The 13,733-nt window shown below is 69.1% G+C and carries 19 protein-coding genes and 1 pseudogene; 14 read left to right on the forward strand and 6 right to left on the reverse strand.

The annotated features are described in order from the left end of the window. Window position 1: 1 nt before the first annotated feature. Both SXIM_RS08375 and nhaA read left to right on the forward strand, forming a co-directional pair. On the forward strand, window positions 2-676 hold the full coding sequence (locus SXIM_RS08375; protein WP_030725238.1) for a potassium channel family protein: 675 nt from the start codon (window positions 2-4) through the stop codon (window positions 674-676). 79 nt (window positions 677-755) lie between these two features. Continuing rightward, window positions 756-1,991 (forward strand): Na+/H+ antiporter NhaA, encoded by a 1,236-nt coding sequence (nhaA, locus tag SXIM_RS08380; protein WP_030725235.1) that lies wholly within the window; start codon window positions 756-758, stop codon window positions 1,989-1,991. A 203-nt stretch (window positions 1,992-2,194) separates the two neighbouring features. Here nhaA and SXIM_RS08385 read toward each other — a convergent pair whose 3' ends face one another. Next, window positions 2,195-3,445, reverse strand: coding sequence for a CehA/McbA family metallohydrolase (locus tag SXIM_RS08385; protein WP_030725233.1), 1,251 nt, complete (start codon window positions 3,443-3,445; stop codon window positions 2,195-2,197). Between the two features lie 299 nt (window positions 3,446-3,744). Here SXIM_RS08385 and SXIM_RS08390 point away from each other — a divergent pair, with 299 nt between their 5' ends. Together SXIM_RS08390 and SXIM_RS08395 are read left to right on the forward strand one after the other, a co-directional pair. Next, a complete protein-coding gene (locus SXIM_RS08390) occupies window positions 3,745-4,347 on the forward strand; it encodes a GNAT family N-acetyltransferase (RefSeq protein ID WP_030725230.1) in 603 nt (200 codons plus the stop codon). Window positions 4,348-4,628: 281 nt separating this feature from the next. After that, window positions 4,629-5,509 (forward strand): annotated as a pseudogene (locus SXIM_RS08395) (IS701 family transposase); the annotation flags it as partial. 62 nt (window positions 5,510-5,571) lie between these two features. Here the strand turns inward: SXIM_RS08395 and SXIM_RS08400 are convergent. Next, on the reverse strand, window positions 5,572-6,231 hold the full coding sequence (locus SXIM_RS08400) for a formylglycine-generating enzyme family protein (protein WP_046723492.1): 660 nt from the start codon (window positions 6,229-6,231) through the stop codon (window positions 5,572-5,574). Window positions 6,232-6,528: 297 nt separating this feature from the next. Here SXIM_RS08400 and SXIM_RS08405 point away from each other — a divergent pair, with 297 nt between their 5' ends. Continuing rightward, window positions 6,529-7,152, forward strand: a complete 624-nt coding sequence (locus SXIM_RS08405) for a DUF4232 domain-containing protein (RefSeq protein WP_030725226.1) — start codon at window positions 6,529-6,531, stop codon at window positions 7,150-7,152. 93 nt (window positions 7,153-7,245) lie between these two features. Here the strand turns inward: SXIM_RS08405 and SXIM_RS08410 are convergent, their stop codons facing one another. From SXIM_RS08410 to SXIM_RS08425, 4 genes are read right to left on the reverse strand one after another with little or no spacing between them, the layout of a single operon-like run. Next, the gene (locus SXIM_RS08410) at window positions 7,246-7,437 is read right to left on the reverse strand and encodes a DUF397 domain-containing protein (RefSeq protein WP_046723494.1); all 192 of its coding nucleotides are present in this window, start codon (window positions 7,435-7,437) and stop codon (window positions 7,246-7,248) included. Between the two features lie 17 nt (window positions 7,438-7,454). Further along, a complete protein-coding gene (locus tag SXIM_RS08415; protein WP_342783584.1) occupies window positions 7,455-7,676 on the reverse strand; it encodes a DUF397 domain-containing protein in 222 nt (73 codons plus the stop codon). Between the two features lie 11 nt (window positions 7,677-7,687). Further along, window positions 7,688-7,888: a DUF397 domain-containing protein gene (locus tag SXIM_RS08420; protein WP_046723496.1), complete on the reverse strand. Its 201-nt coding sequence runs from the start codon at window positions 7,886-7,888 to the stop codon at window positions 7,688-7,690. A 10-nt stretch (window positions 7,889-7,898) separates the two neighbouring features. Continuing rightward, a complete protein-coding gene (locus SXIM_RS08425; RefSeq protein ID WP_148236083.1) occupies window positions 7,899-8,759 on the reverse strand; it encodes a helix-turn-helix domain-containing protein in 861 nt (286 codons plus the stop codon). A 236-nt stretch (window positions 8,760-8,995) separates the two neighbouring features. Here SXIM_RS08425 and SXIM_RS08430 point away from each other — a divergent pair, with 236 nt between their 5' ends. The 9 genes from SXIM_RS08430 to SXIM_RS08465 all read left to right on the forward strand — a co-directional run bounded on the left by SXIM_RS08430 (window position 8,996) and on the right by SXIM_RS08465 (window position 13,697). After that, on the forward strand, window positions 8,996-9,412 hold the full coding sequence (locus SXIM_RS08430) for an ATP-binding protein (protein ID WP_246156858.1): 417 nt from the start codon (window positions 8,996-8,998) through the stop codon (window positions 9,410-9,412). After that, window positions 9,400-9,759, forward strand: a complete 360-nt coding sequence (locus SXIM_RS08435; protein WP_246156859.1) for a hypothetical protein — start codon at window positions 9,400-9,402, stop codon at window positions 9,757-9,759. The genes SXIM_RS08430 and SXIM_RS08435 overlap by 13 nt, the downstream gene beginning before the upstream one ends. Further along, window positions 9,756-10,124 (forward strand): hypothetical protein, encoded by a 369-nt coding sequence (locus SXIM_RS08440; protein WP_046723500.1) that lies wholly within the window; start codon window positions 9,756-9,758, stop codon window positions 10,122-10,124. The genes SXIM_RS08435 and SXIM_RS08440 overlap by 4 nt, the downstream gene beginning before the upstream one ends. 107 nt (window positions 10,125-10,231) lie before the next feature. Next, window positions 10,232-10,423, forward strand: coding sequence for a hypothetical protein (locus tag SXIM_RS27975; protein ID WP_030725210.1), 192 nt, complete (start codon window positions 10,232-10,234; stop codon window positions 10,421-10,423). Beyond that, on the forward strand, window positions 10,407-10,931 hold the full coding sequence (locus SXIM_RS08450) for a DUF6879 family protein (RefSeq protein WP_030725206.1): 525 nt from the start codon (window positions 10,407-10,409) through the stop codon (window positions 10,929-10,931). Before SXIM_RS27975 ends, SXIM_RS08450 begins: the two co-directional genes overlap by 17 nt. A gap of 20 nt (window positions 10,932-10,951) precedes the next feature. Continuing rightward, entirely contained in the window at window positions 10,952-11,755 is an 804-nt protein-coding gene (locus SXIM_RS08455) for a helix-turn-helix domain-containing protein (protein ID WP_267880980.1), read from the forward strand. Next, on the forward strand, window positions 11,752-12,267 hold the full coding sequence (locus SXIM_RS08460; protein ID WP_030725201.1) for a DUF6879 family protein: 516 nt from the start codon (window positions 11,752-11,754) through the stop codon (window positions 12,265-12,267). Before SXIM_RS08455 ends, SXIM_RS08460 begins: the two co-directional genes overlap by 4 nt. Window positions 12,268-12,444: 177 nt before the next feature. Then, window positions 12,445-12,579 carry a hypothetical protein gene (locus SXIM_RS28505; RefSeq protein WP_262832830.1) on the forward strand — a complete coding sequence of 45 codons (135 nt, stop codon included), beginning with the start codon at window positions 12,445-12,447 and terminating at the stop codon, window positions 12,577-12,579. Continuing rightward, complete coding sequence (locus SXIM_RS08465; RefSeq protein WP_053116138.1) at window positions 12,576-13,697, forward strand: methyltransferase domain-containing protein; 1,122 nt, start codon at window positions 12,576-12,578, stop codon at window positions 13,695-13,697. Before SXIM_RS28505 ends, SXIM_RS08465 begins: the two co-directional genes overlap by 4 nt. Window positions 13,698-13,733 lie beyond the last annotated feature (36 nt).

A 13,733-nucleotide genomic window follows, 5' to 3' on the forward strand; every position in this document is an offset into this window, starting at 1 on the left:
GATGCCCAGACGACGCCGCGGCCACCCCGATCAGCGGGTGGCGGTCATCGGCCTCGGCCGGTTCGGCATGTCCCTCGCCGGAGAGCTCATGCGCACCGGATGGGAGGTGCTCGGAGTCGACGCCGACGAGCAACTCGTCCAGCGGCACAGCGACGCCCTCACCCACGCCGCGGTCGCCGACTGCACCGACCACGAGGTCCTGCGCCAGCTCGGCATCCCCGACTTCCACAACGTCGTGGTCGCCATCGGCAGCGCCGTGGAGGCCAGCATCCTGGTCACCTCCCATCTCCTGGACGACGAGGTGCCGAACATCTGGGCCAAGGCCATCAGCCACCAGCACGGCCGGATCCTGGAGCGGCTCGGCGCCCACCACGTGGTGCAGCCCGAGCACGAGATGGGCGAGCGGGTCGCGCACCTGGTGGCCGGGCGGATGCTGGACTTCATCCCCTTCGACGAGCACTACGCCCTGGCCAAGACCCTGGCGCCGCCGACCGCCACGGGGCGGCCCCTGGGCGCCACCGCGGTGCGCTCCCGGCACGGGGTGACCGTGGTCGGCGTCAAGCGGCCGGGCGGGCACTTCACCTATGCGACGGCGGAAACCGTACTCGAACCGGGCGATGTGATCATCGTCACCGGGGAGACGTCCGCCGTGGAGGCGTTCGCGAATCTGGGTTAGCTTTGCGGGCAGGTGCGCCGGGAAGTCTGGTCGGCAATGTGCAAACATTTGTCCCTTTACAGCCCCGGAGGCTCTCTTCATGACCCCGCCGCAGACCACCACGCCCTCCCCGAACGCGGAAGATCAAGACCGCCGTTCGATAGCGGAATTCCTGCGCCTGGAGGTCACCGGCGGCCTGATGCTGCTGATCGCCGCCACACTGGCGCTGATCCTGGCGAACTCCCCGGTCAGCGACACATACACCTCGGTACGCGACCACCACCTCGACATCCCCTGGCTGGGCCTGAACCTCTCCATCGGCCACTGGGCCTCGGACGGGCTGCTGGCCGTCTTCTTCTTCATCGCGGGCGTCGAACTCAAGCGCGAACTGGTCGTCGGGCAGCTGCGCAAGCCGGCCGCCGCGGCCCTCCCCGTGGTCGCCGCCATCGGCGGCATGGCCGTCCCCGCCCTCATCTACGTGCTGGTCAACGGCCTACAGGGCGGTGCCATGGACGGCTGGGCGGTGCCGATGGCCACCGACATCGCCTTCGCGCTCGGCGTCCTGGCCGTCGTCGGCCGCAAGCTGCCCTCCGCGCTGCGCACCTTCCTGCTGACCCTCGCCATCGTCGACGACCTCATCGCGATCATCATCATCGCGGTGTTCTTCGCCTCCGACCTGAACCTGTGGTTCCTGCTCGGCTCGATCGCCGGGCTCGCCCTCTTCGGCTTCCTGCACCACCGGGGCGTACGCGGCTGGTACATCTACGTGCCGCTCGCGCTGGTGATCTGGGGCCTGATGTTCAACAGCGGCGTGCACGCCACCATCGCCGGTGTCGCCATCGGCATGCTGCTGCGCACCACCACCAAGCCCGGCGAGGAGACCGCGCCCGCCGAGCACATCGGGCACCTCGTCCACCCCTGGTCGGCGGGCCTGTGCGTCCCGCTGTTCGCGCTGTTCGCGGCCGGGGTGGCGGTCTCCGGTGACACCTTCGCCGACATGATCCACGAGCCCGAGGCGCTCGGTGTGACCCTGGGCCTCGTGCTGGGCAAGATCATCGGCGTCTTCGGCGCCACTTGGCTGGTCGCCACCTTCACCAAGGCGCAACTTCACCCCTCCCTGAAGTGGCCCGACATCTTCGGCGCCGCCATGCTGGCCGGCATCGGCTTCACCGTCTCGCTGCTGATCGCCGAACTCGCCTTCGCCGACCAGCCGCACCTGATGGAACACGTCAAGGTCGCTGTCCTGCTCGGCTCGGTCATCGCGGCCATCGGCGCGGCCATCGTGCTCACCCTGCGCGGCCGGGCCCACGAGCGGGCCGGCACCTCGGACGAGTAGGGGCAAGCCCCGGTGCCCCACTCCTGCTCACACCGGGCGGGGGCACCGGGGGGGTCGGCCCGGCCGGACACCTCTCCCCACGTCGTCGCGGAGGGCGCCCGCGCCGCGCGTCGGTCGGACGGCAGATGTCCGCCGGGTGCCGCCGAGCCGGGCGGTCGTGATCAGTGGGCGACAGTCGCCACGCCACGCCAGAGTCCCGGGCCCTACTGGCACAGGGCCAGCACTTCGTTTCCGGGCCCCTCCAACCGGTAGGGCCCGCCGGGCTCGTCCGGCCCCGGGGGCGGCGCCGGGAGCGACTCCCGCTCCCCCGCCACCATCTGGCGCCCGCCGTCCGGGCGCACCAGCACCGTTCCGGCGGCGTTCAGCGCCAGCAGTTCGCCGCCGGTCCGCAGCAGCAGCGCGGCGCGCGGGCCGCCCGCGTGGACGGCGGTACGCCCGGCCGCGAGGCCCGCCAGGACGGACCGGACACTGTTGTCACGCGCCAGCACCCACGTCGTGGGCGACCCGGGCGGTGGCCGTTCACCGCCCGGCCGGTGGAAGTCGCTGCCGCCGATCGCGATCACATCGGGCCGCCACGCCAGCGCCCACGCCAGCGGCGCCCCGTACCTGCGGTCGCGCCACGTCGGATGCCACAGCTCCACATGCCGGGCCCGCAGCCGCGGGGCGAGCGGCAGCCGCCACGAACAGTCCGTGGCCACCGGATGGTTGACCGAGAGCACCCCGCCGCGCCGCTCGATCTGCGCGCCCCAGGTGTCAGCCGGCTCCCGGAAGTCGACCCAGCCGGTGTCGCCGAAGACATTGGCGTGCCCGAGGTCGGTGGTGACCTCCTGGCCGGGCACGAGGGTGATCCCGTACCTGGCGCCCACCGCGGCCAGCTCCGCGTGGTGCGAGACGGTGTTGTGATCGGTGACGGCGAGGAAGTCGAGCCCCCGGGTGACCGCGAGCGCCGCCAGTTCGGAGACGGTGAGCGCCCCGTCGCTGTGCACCGTGTGCGCGTGGAAGTCCCCCGCCAGCCAGCGCATCCCGTCCACGGCGGGCAGTGGTGTGCGCGGCGGCCGTTCAGGGGGTACCGGCGGCGCGGCCTGCGCGGGCGGCACCGGCCGGCGCCCCGTGGTGACCACCCGCAGCGTGTACGCCACTCCTTGCGGCGGCACCCGGTGCAGCCGCAGCAGCACGTGCCACAGCCCCGGCTCCGGTTCCCCCGGCAGGTAGCCCGGTGTCGCCCAGTCGGCGGCGACGGTGAAGCTCTCGCGCGCGCCGCCCGACCAGCCCCGGAACCCGCCGGGCCCCCAGCAGCCGAGGTCCAGCACGCCGCCGCTGTCCCGGTCGTACGCGAGCTCCACGCGTACCGCCGCCACCCCGGTGCCCACCTCGAAGGGCAGCCGGCGCACCTCCCCGGCCACCCGGTCCGCAACGCTCCACCTGCCGCGAAGCACCACCTCGCTCAACCCCACACCACCTCCCGCCACCAGACTCCCGCGATCCCCGCCCGCGCACCACCCCGCCGATACGGGTGGGGCGAGCGTGACCGCTGAGGACCGTCCGGCCCGGGAAGGCCCCCGGGGCCACCGGGATCGCCGAGGCGTGCGGGCCCACCACGCCGTGGAGCGACCCTTCCGCAATACGGCAGCCAGTACTCCAGTACGACTTCGCGTTCTTGCGGCAGGGCGACGGCTCCCGGACCGCGTGTTCAGCCTGGCAACGAGGCCGGGCGGCTCGAACCTTTGCCTGCTGACAAGATGATTCGGTGAACATGGCATACCACGAAAACGTCCCTGTCGTACGTCCCATCACCGACGCCGACATCCCCACCTCGGTCGACACACTTGCCCGAGCCTTTGCCGATTACCCCTTCACCCGGCACGTGATCGCCGCAGAAGGCCATGAGGAACGGGTCCGGCACTTCCAGGAGATCTGTCTCACCCGCATCGGCATGGTGTACGGCCGCGTGTGGGTCGCCGACGAAGGGCGCGCCGTCGCCGTGTGGGCCACTCCCGACAAGGATCCCTCGCCCGCTTTCGCCGAGGTCGGCCCGGTGCTCGGCGAACTGACCGGCGACCGGCAGGCCGCCTACGAATCCGCGGAGCAGGCTGTTGCTCCATGCCGGCCGCAGGAGCCGGCGTGGTTCCTCAACACGGTGGCCGTCTCTCCCGAAGCGCAGGGGAAGGGCCTTGGCAGCGCGGTGCTGATTCCCGGCATCGAGGAGGCAGGGCACGCCGGGTATCCGGCGTTCCTGGAAACCTCCAGTGAGAGGAACGTACGGTTCTACGAGCGGCTCGGCTTCCGGGTCACGGCTGCTGTCACCCTCCCCGACGGTGGCCCCCGCACATGGTGCATGCGCAAGGACCCGCGCTGAGGTCTGGAATCCCTGCTGGCGACGGCGCGCACTCGGGCGGGGCACCTCGCCGGGAATCGCAGTGCGGGTAGTGGCAATCCTGGCGCGGCCCGGACCGGCCCGGACCGGGAACAGGTAAAGCAACTGCGTGCTCATCAGGGGGTGTGGACTCCTGAAGATCATGCGGTGGCCGCAGGCCAGCGCATAGACCCTGCCCGGTGGCGAGCCATGTTCGACCAGGTCATGGTCCGGATCGCGGACGCTTCGACCGAGTTGAGCCGCGGGCCACCGCCCGCTCCTAGCTGCTCGGGCTGCTGTCGAACGTCGAACGGAAGAACTGCTGGCAGCTAGCCGAACAGGCGGGCCATACCCGGCCCGGGCCGATGCAGCGTCTGCTGCGCTACGCCCGCTGGGACGCCCTGTCCGCGACGACCTACGTGCCTTCGCCGCTGAACACCTCGGCGCTGACGGCGGCGTTCTCGTGGTCGACGAGACCGGCTTCCTGAACCGACGGCTCTACCTCCCCGAACACTCCTGGACCAACGATCCCGAGCGCCGCACCGTGGCCGGGATGCCCGAGGCGGTGCAGTTCGCCACGAAGCCCCGCCTGGCCGCCGAGATGATCACAGCCGCGCTGGACACCGGCATCACCGCCTCCTGGGTGACCGGCGACGAAGCCTACGGCCAGGACCTCCAGCTCCGCGCCGCCCTCGAAGCACGTGGCGTCGGCTACGTGATGGCCGCCGCCTGCTCGATGCGGGTCAGGGTCAACCACGGCCGCACCCTTGTCGACGCGGACACCGTCACCGGCCGCCTGCCAACCACGGCGTGGCAGCGACACAGCGTCGGAAACGGCGCGAAAGGCCCGCGCTACTACGACTGGGCCTGGATCCACACCGGCACCGACAACCATCGGCATCCGCTCATGCGACGCAACAGGTCCACCGGCGAACTCGCCTTCTACTTGTGCTGGTCACCCACCGAAGTGCCCCTGCCCGAACTGGTCCGTGTCGCCGGTGTCCGCCGGAGCGTGGAGGAGTGCTTCCAAGCAGCCAAGGGCCAGGGCGGCCTTGACCACTACCAGGTCAGACACTGGACCTCCTCGCACCGGCACATCACGCCTGCCATGCTCGCCCTGGCCTTTCTGACCGCCCTCGCCTCCGACGCGGCACCGCAACAGCCCGGCGCAGTCACCACCGACGACGAACCCGCTGGGTAGATCACCAACCTCTCCGAACAACACACCTAGGGCCGGGGCGGCGGGACGGAGCGCACGACGCGGAACCCCACGTCGTCGATCCGGAAGGTCGGGTGGCTGCGCCGCCGCACCGACGCCCGGCAGCTCCAGTGCTCGTCGGCCCAACCACCGCCGCGCAGCACCCGGTAGGTGCCGTACACCTCGGCGTCGTAGAGGTCCCAGCACCAGTCCCAGACGTTGCCCAGCATGTCGTACAGACCCCAGCTGTTGGGCCGTCTGGCGCCGACAGCGTGGATGCGCCCCTCGGAGTTGCCCTGGTACCAGGCGACCTCGTCGAGCGGGCCGTACCGCGCGCCGGTACTCCCCGCGCGACAGGCGTGCTCCCATTCGGCCTCGGTCGGCAGCCGGTACCCGTTGGCGGAGGCGTCCCAGGCGGCCCGCTCGTCGTCAACGCTCAGCTCGTACACGGGCGTCAGCCCCTCGCGCTCCGACAAGGCGTTGCAGAACTGGACCGCGTCCCACCAGGAAACGCCCTCCACCGGCAGCCGATCGCCTGGGACACTGCTGGGCCGCAGGCCCGTGACGCGTGCGTACCAGGACTGAGTCACCGGGAACGCCGACATCCGGAACGGCGCGACCTCAACCGTCCACGTGCTCCGCGTCCGCCGGTCCGACAGTGTCACCCGCCCCGACGGAACGGCCACCATCTCGTTTGCTGCCCCCGCGTCCACAAGGGCCCACCCTATCGGCGTGGGCCACCGCTCTACCCGTTCCACCGCGCGCACGGACTCCGGGACGAGGTGGTCGCCACCCGGCGGTCGGGGCCGGACCGCGCTGCCCGCGAAGGGCAGCCCGATGAACGAAAGGGCCAACGCCGCGTTCGCGGGGACAGCGCCGTGAAACAGAACCCGGACATGTACGCCATCATTTGATGAACGCTCCTGACCTAGTGTTTTCCGTGTCAGTACGACACCACCCCACACCAGCACCTGATGGAGTCTCCGATGCGTTCGCGTCTCGCCACCCGCCCCGCCCGCCTCGTCCTGGCCGCCGCCGCGGCGGTCGCCCTGACCGCGACGATGACCGCCTGTGAGGACGACTCGGCCACCCCGGCCGCGCCCTCCACCGGCGGCTCCGACGGTGGCTCGGACAGCGACGACGCGACGGACGAGGACACCACCGACGAGGACGCGCCCGGCAGCGGCTACGAGGGCGAGCCCGTCACCCAGGGCTGTGGCACCACCGACCTGACCTTCACCGTCACCGAGGAGACCCAGGCCGGCGGCTACTTCCTGGTCGCCGCCCAGGCCAACGAAGGCATCAGCTGCACGCTGGAGGGCTCCTACCCGATGGCGTTCTTCGGTTCCGCCGAGGAGAGCCACGTCTCCCCGGCCGGCCAGTCCGTGGACGACAGCATCGAGATGTCCGGCGACACCATCGCCTACGCCGGCATCAACCCGAAGACCACCAACGACAACAACGGCGCCGAGTACGAGCAGGTCTTCATCAGCATCCTGGGCGAGGACGGCGCCAACGCCGTGGAGTTCCCGATCTCCGCCACCCTCGTCGACCAGCCCGAGGCGACCAACTGGAGCCTGCGGGACATCGACGCCGTCCCCATGAGCTGACGCCGTTGCCGAGCGGCCGAAGCGGTACGCCAGGGTTGCGACCCGGCGGTCACGACGACCGCCGGGCGTCCGCCCGTTCAGGCGCGGCGGGGCTCAGCCCTTGACGTGCCGGAGGAACACGCTCCAGGCCGCCCCGGAGAACACGAACGCCCCCCGCGAACGGTCCTTGCTGTCCCCGATCGCTATGAGTCTGTCGTGAGTTATCTGGGTCTCCAGACAGGCGCCCGTGTCACCGCTGCTGTAGCTGGACTTGCGCCACTGCACTACCGGCAAGCCAAGTCGCATGTGTCATCTCCGCGCGGCTAGCTCTTCAGGTGATTCAGAAACGCGGTCCAAGCAGGCCCGGGAAGGACCGCCCCCGGGAGGGACGTGTCCTTGCTGTCCCGAACCACGACAGCGGACGCCTGCGGTAGCTCGGCGATCTCGACGCACTGGCCGTTTGCACTGCTGTAGCTGCTGCGGCGCCATATGACTGGGCCGTGGGTGTGTTGCTCCATGCGACTCCCTCCGACGGTGGTCTCCATGAGCCTGCCGCTCAGAACTGCGACCGCCGGGCCGCGTGGACGAACGAGGTCCACTGGGCGACCGAGAACACGAACGCGCCTCGCGAGCGGTCCTTGCTGTCCCCGACCGCCACCAGGCCGTCGTCCGTCAACTGGGTCTCCACGCAGCTGCCGCTCCCCCCATCCGAGTAGCTCGACTTACGCCACCTCGCTATCGGCAGGCCATGTCGCATGACGTTTCCCCTAGGCGTGATCGAGTTCTGCCGCGATGGCAGAGATCAACTTCATCGAGTCCGCAGAGGAGAGGGCTTGAGTCCGCAAGTGCTCCTCAGCGATCCGGTACGGCTCCAGATCAGCCTCTTCCTCGATGAAGAGCCTACTCGTCTTCTGTTCGAGAAAGACGATGTCCATATGCCCGGGTGCCGGGTAGACGAAGCGCAGGAACGGGCCACCCATGCCGGCATGAGCGCCCGCAGTGTAGGGGATCACCTGAATCGACAGATGGGGCGGTTTCGCGATGCTGACGAGCTTGCGCAGCTGCTCAGCCATGACCGACGGGCCTCCGACCTCGCGATGAAGGGTCGCTTCGTCGAGAACACAGATGATACGGGGAGCGTTGGGCTCGTCGAGGATCTTCTGTCGTTCCAGGCGGATCTGAACCGCCTGATCCACAGGTGGATTATGAGGCCCCGGGAAGCCACTGATGATGGCCCGGGCGTATGCCTCGGTCTGGAAGAGGCCAGGGATCACGGTGGCTTCGTACTCGAAAATGTGGCTTGCCGTTGACTCAAGCTCAATGAGCTCCATGAGCTTGGGCGTGAGAACGTCCTTGCGTTGCTGCCACCATCCCCGCTTACGACTGTTCCGGTTGAGCTCGCCCAGACCCTCGCGCAGTACTTGGTCCTGCGCGTCGTAGAAGTCGAGCAAAGCCGTGAGTTCGAGTCGGCTCAGACCCGTCTTCCCAGACTCCACCCGGCTGATCTTCGTGTCGCTCGCGTCCATGGCCTCCGCGGCCTCCAGTTGCGACTTTCCCGCATGCTCCCGCAGACGCCGTAGCTCCATCCCCAGCCGCATCCTTCGGACCGTCATCACTGGTTGCCCCACGGCAACCTCCTCTTGTGTCTGGTGCGTTCGGCTCAGTGTGCCGCAACCGTCGCCCGGGACGGGTTCAGATTCACCCCGCAGAGGTAATCATCGCAACTTGCGACGCGCAGCCTTGCGGATCGCCTTCGGCTACGCCACCCTGGTGACGCTGACGTTGCGCTTCCATCTGGCTACAACACGTGGCTCTCTCTGCGCACGTCACAACGCCCCCTGTCAGCAGACACGTTGGAGGTGTGATGAGAAATCCGGTGCAGGTCGCCTACAGCAAGAACGTGTACGGGCAGTCGTTAACGGCCTGCGCCGTCCAGGTCGAACGCTGGAGGACGGTGGCCGCCGAGGTGGTGCGGGGCTGGGGTGGCGGCCGGGACTGCGTGGAGCTGGTGCGGCTGGGAGTCAGCGAACTGATCACCAACGTGGCGCGGCATGTGGAGAACCCCCGCTGCTATCTGCGCATGACCCGCATCGAACTGGAGGTCACCGTGCAGCTCTTCGACCGCTCCCGCCAACTCCCGGTCCTCCTGGGACATCCACCCGACTGGGACGCGGAAGGCGGACGCGGCCTGTGGATGCTGCGGGAGATGGCCGACGACTTCGGGTGCGAGCGCACCCACCGCTGCGCCGGGAAGATCGTGTGGTTCCGATGCGCGCTGTGAATCTCTCGCCGCAGGTCTGGGTGCAGACCGATGCGATCTCCGGGTGGGCGGAAGAAGGGGACTGCCTGATGTGCCAACGCTCGGGCGTCCTGGTGATGTGGCTCGGCCCGGTGGTCGGGTTCGGACGCAGCCGGCCGTTCCATGCCTGCGAGCCGTGCGCCACCCGGCTGGCGCGCTGGGTGCGTGGCGCCGAGCCCGAACCGCCCGCGCCCACCCCGCGTTCGGGCGGCGAGACCACCCATGAACGACGCTATGAGATCGCCGTCAACTCCGTCGCGGCGGTGACCATCTCCGGGCTCCTCTCCCTCACCTCCACCGCCGCCGGACTCTGGCTGGGGGCACGGTGAGGAGTCCCGTCACCGCCTCGGCCCTGGCGCGCGCACTCGCCGATCTCCTCACCGGGGCTCGTGCGACGACGGCCGGGCCCGAGGGGCGGCGGATCATCACGCTGGCCCTCACCACTCGCGGCGCCTATCTGTTGATCCGCACCCTGGCCGGAGCCGGGCGCCTGTACACACCCGGCAGCCTGCTGTGGTGCGCCAGGCAACGACGCGTCGGCACGGTCCTCGCCCGCGAGCAACGCCTGGTCCGACTGCGGGCCGTCGCCGACGACCTCCCGTTCCACGCCCCTCCCGGCACCCTGCGGCCCGCCACCCTCCCGCAGATCCAAGCGACCCTCGCCATACGCCACCGCTGGCACGGGCCCGACTGACCCGACTTTCCCGTTACGGAAACCGCATCGCCTTGTGCACTGCGTAACGACCCTGCCAGGATCAGGACACGACGTGCACCGCCACGGACATGGGGGTTTTCATAGCAATGCGTGTGACGCAGCTGGTGAGTGAGTGCGAGCTCGGAGACTGCCCCACCCTCTACGCAACGGACCGAGGGACCTTGCTCGTGCAGGGAGAAACACCCCACGACCACGGCTTGCAGCTACCGGCACATGAGACGGTTGTGGAGATCCCGGTGGACCTGATCCGAAAGGCAATTCGTGACCAGCTCATCTGAGACCCTCGGGGACCTCTTCGCCACGTTCCAGCGGGAGGCGTTTCGGCTGGAGACACTGGATGTGTACAACATCCCCCGAAGCGCGGCCAACCTCCAGGCGTTCCTGGACGGCAAGCCCCAGCCGGAGGGTTACAACGCCGAGTGGGTAGAGCAGATTCGCTCCCACACCAGCGTGGGGAAAAGGGTCTACCGCGTACACATCCTGTCCCGCCCGCTGACGCCTTACCTCAAGTACGAGCTGGGCTGGGGTTACCGGACGAACATCTCGGGTGGCGAGGAGTTCTTCATCCTCGACACGACAGACCGGCCAAACCCCCTGCCCGGGGTCGGTGACTTCTGGTTCTTCGACTCCGAACGGCCCGCGGTCATGCATTACGACGAGAGCGGCGCGTTCCTGGGTGCGGAGACACTGCCCGACGACCGGGCCGAGGAGTTCATCCGTTACCGGGAGACAGCCCTCGCGCACGCCCGGCCCTTCCCGGAGTGGTGGGCAGAGCACGGCGAGTGAACCGCGGACAGCTCGGGAGCGTGCTGCGGGAACTGCGGCTGGCCTCTGGAAGACAGGCCAATGCCGTGGCCCGCAGCGCAGTCATGTCCCCGAGCAAGCTCAGCAAGATCGAGAACGGGAGACTCACCCCAAGTGCCGCTGATGTCGAACTCATTCTCTCCGCTCTCGGCGTCACCGGCGACATAAGGGACCGGTATCTGGAGGTTGCCCGCACTCAGGCGACGGAGGCGCTCGCCTGGCGTCTCCTCAAGCGTTCCGGGGTGCACAAGGCACAGCAAGAGCTGAGATCCGTCGAAGCTCAGATGACAACGCTGCGACTGTTTCAGCCCGCGCTGATCCCCGGGCTTCTTCAGACCCCGGAATACATGCGTGCGATTCTGGGCCGTCACGGGCTGAGCGAGGATTCCTTGCACCGCACTACGCTCGCGAGGCTGGAGAGGCAGGGCGTTCTCCACGATTCGGGCAAGACGTTCTCCTTCGTCATGACAGAGACGGTGCTCCGATGGCTGATCGTGGAGGCCGATGTCATGGCGCGGCAGTTGGAGCGGATCATCTCTCTGTCGCGGCTGCCTCAGGTGGACATCCGGTGTGTGCCTCTCTCCGCCCGGCAGAGAGACATCGCAAATCATTCCTTCGTCATCCGCGATGATCGCACCGTGACGGTCGAGACCATCCATGCGGAACTCACGGTCACCGACCCTCGTGACATCGATCTCTACATTTCCAGATTCGAAGCATTTCAGCACAGTGCCCTGGCCGATGACGCCATGCGGTCCGCATTGAGCGCCATCCGCCTTGAGCTTCTGAAAGGTGGGTCCCCATGATCAGTGGCGAGGATTTCAGTCGACTGTTCCGAGACTTTCAGCGAACGGCCTTTCGGCTGGAAACGCTGAGCGTCTACGATGTGGCCGAGGAACAGGAGGAGTTCGCGGCGTTCCTGGCCGGCGAACCGATGGACGAATCCTGGCACGACAGCCCGTGGGTGCGGTCGATGACCGACCTGGGGAAGGAGCTGGCACGCGTACATGTGCTCCGCTCGCCGCTCACGGATTACCTCCGGTACGAGCTGGCCGCCTACCCCGGGAACATCACCGCCGGTGAGAACATTGGGATCATCGACCTCGCGCATCAGGAGGTCAACGGGTTGCCGGATCACGACTTCTGGCTGTTCGACGATGCGGAGGTCTACCGCATGCACTACACGGACGCAGGGCAGTTCATCGGCGCGGAGTTGCTCCCGGGTGAAGCCCTTCAGCGTTATCAGGGCTATCGCGACATCGCCCGCAAGCACGCCATGCCGTTCGCGGACTACCGCGATCAACTACTCCAGGATTGAGCGGTGGAGATCAGCGATACATGCCATCCACGCATCGCGGTCCAAGAATGCGCACGGTGGACGCATTCGGCGCGTCCGGGACGGATTCTTGACGCAACGGGAAAGTGGGTAGTCCGCCGATATACGGGTGGGCATGCTGGTGACACCGACAGCGCAGAATGAAAGGGAGTTGGTGTCATGAGCGGTAAGCACGGTGACGGCAAGGGCGGTTCCGAGGGGGATCAGCAGCAGTCGCCCCGGGAATCGGACGGGCAGTGGAAGCGCCCCGTTCCGCCCGCCGGGCCGCAGCAGCCCGGAGGCGGCAAGAAGTGACGTACACCGAGGACGCGGAGTATCAGCGGCTCGTCCACCGGATGGGTGAGAGCGGTGATCTCGCGGCGGGCTGGCGGGGGGCGTTTCTGCGCACCCCGCGCGGCTCCTTCGTACCGGACACCATCTGGGCCGAGGACGGGCCCAGCGGATACCGGGCCGTCCGTCAGCACGAACAGCCCCGGGAATGGTGGGCGCGGGTCAACTCCGACGCCGTCGTGGTGACCCAGCTCGACGACGGGAACCCGGGCGGGCCGGGGGTGGCCACGAGTTCCGTCTCCATGCCCTCGCTCGTCGCCCGCATGCTCGGGCACCTGGACGCGCGGGCCGGTCACCGGGTGTTGGAGGTGGGCACCGGGTCCGGCTGGTCCACCGCGCTGCTCTGCGCCCGCGTCGGGGACGGGCGGGTCACCTCCGTGGAGATCGACGGTGCCGTCGCGCACCGTGCCGCCCTCGCGCTCGATCGTGTCGGGCTCCGGCCCCGGCTGCTGGTCGGGGACGGAGAACTCGGCAGCGCCGAGCACGCGCCGTACGACCGGATCGCCTCCACCGCCGCCGTCGCCCGGGTGCCCTACGCCTGGGTCGCCCAGTGCCGGCCCGGGGCGCTGATCGTGACGCCGTGGGGGACGCCGCTGTGCAACGCGGGGTTGCTCAGGCTCCGCGTCGCGGACGACGGCACCGCAGAGGGGCGGTTCGTGGACAGCGTGCACTTCATGTGGGTGCGGGGGCAGCGCCCTCCTCCCGCCAGTACCAGCACCGGCACCGGCACCAGCGGCGAGGAACGCGGCTCGGTGACCACCGTGCGTCCCCAGCACGTGCTCGATTCCGTGCACGCCGCCTTCGCCGTCGGGCTGCGGGTACCCGGGGTGCGGTACCGCGAGGAGTGGAACAGCTCGGACCCGCAGGGGACCTGGCGGCTGGTGCTGTGGGACGAGGGAGGGTCCCGCGCCCTGGTCAGCGTCGACGGAGCGGTCCGGCAGCGTGGGGCGCGCGACCTCTGGGACGAGGTCGCGGCTGCCCGGCAGTGGTGGGACGGGGCCGGACGGCCCCCGCTGACCGCGTTCCGGGTGCGGGTCGGACCGGAAGGGCAGCAGGTTCTGCTGGGCCCGGCGTCGCCGTAGAGCGGGCGGGGGCGCAGAGGGGCCACGTCCGGGCCG

Origin of the sequence: Streptomyces xiamenensis (genome assembly GCF_000993785.3) — a bacterium.
In the GTDB taxonomy this organism is placed as follows: domain Bacteria; phylum Actinomycetota; class Actinomycetes; order Streptomycetales; family Streptomycetaceae; genus Streptomyces; species Streptomyces xiamenensis.

Coding starts and splice junctions, on each gene's coding strand:
- SXIM_RS08375 (WP_030725238.1), top strand. CDS start 2: ATGCCCAGACGACGCCGCGGCCACCCCGATCAGCGGGTGGCGGTCATC.
- nhaA (WP_030725235.1), top strand. CDS start 756: ATGACCCCGCCGCAGACCACCACGCCCTCCCCGAACGCGGAAGATCAA.
- SXIM_RS08390 (WP_030725230.1), top strand. CDS start 3,745: ATGGCATACCACGAAAACGTCCCTGTCGTACGTCCCATCACCGACGCC.
- SXIM_RS08400 (WP_046723492.1), bottom strand. CDS start 6,231: ATGGTGGCCGTTCCGTCGGGGCGGGTGACACTGTCGGACCGGCGGACG.
- SXIM_RS08405 (WP_030725226.1), top strand. CDS start 6,529: ATGCGTTCGCGTCTCGCCACCCGCCCCGCCCGCCTCGTCCTGGCCGCC.
- SXIM_RS08410 (WP_046723494.1), bottom strand. CDS start 7,437: ATGCGACTTGGCTTGCCGGTAGTGCAGTGGCGCAAGTCCAGCTACAGC.
- SXIM_RS08415 (WP_342783584.1), bottom strand. CDS start 7,676: ATGGAGACCACCGTCGGAGGGAGTCGCATGGAGCAACACACCCACGGC.
- SXIM_RS08420 (WP_046723496.1), bottom strand. CDS start 7,888: ATGCGACATGGCCTGCCGATAGCGAGGTGGCGTAAGTCGAGCTACTCG.
- SXIM_RS08430 (WP_246156858.1), top strand. CDS start 8,996: ATGAGAAATCCGGTGCAGGTCGCCTACAGCAAGAACGTGTACGGGCAG.
- SXIM_RS08435 (WP_246156859.1), top strand. CDS start 9,400: ATGCGCGCTGTGAATCTCTCGCCGCAGGTCTGGGTGCAGACCGATGCG.
- SXIM_RS27975 (WP_030725210.1), top strand. CDS start 10,232: ATGCGTGTGACGCAGCTGGTGAGTGAGTGCGAGCTCGGAGACTGCCCC.
- SXIM_RS08460 (WP_030725201.1), top strand. CDS start 11,752: ATGATCAGTGGCGAGGATTTCAGTCGACTGTTCCGAGACTTTCAGCGA.
- SXIM_RS28505 (WP_262832830.1), top strand. CDS start 12,445: ATGAGCGGTAAGCACGGTGACGGCAAGGGCGGTTCCGAGGGGGATCAG.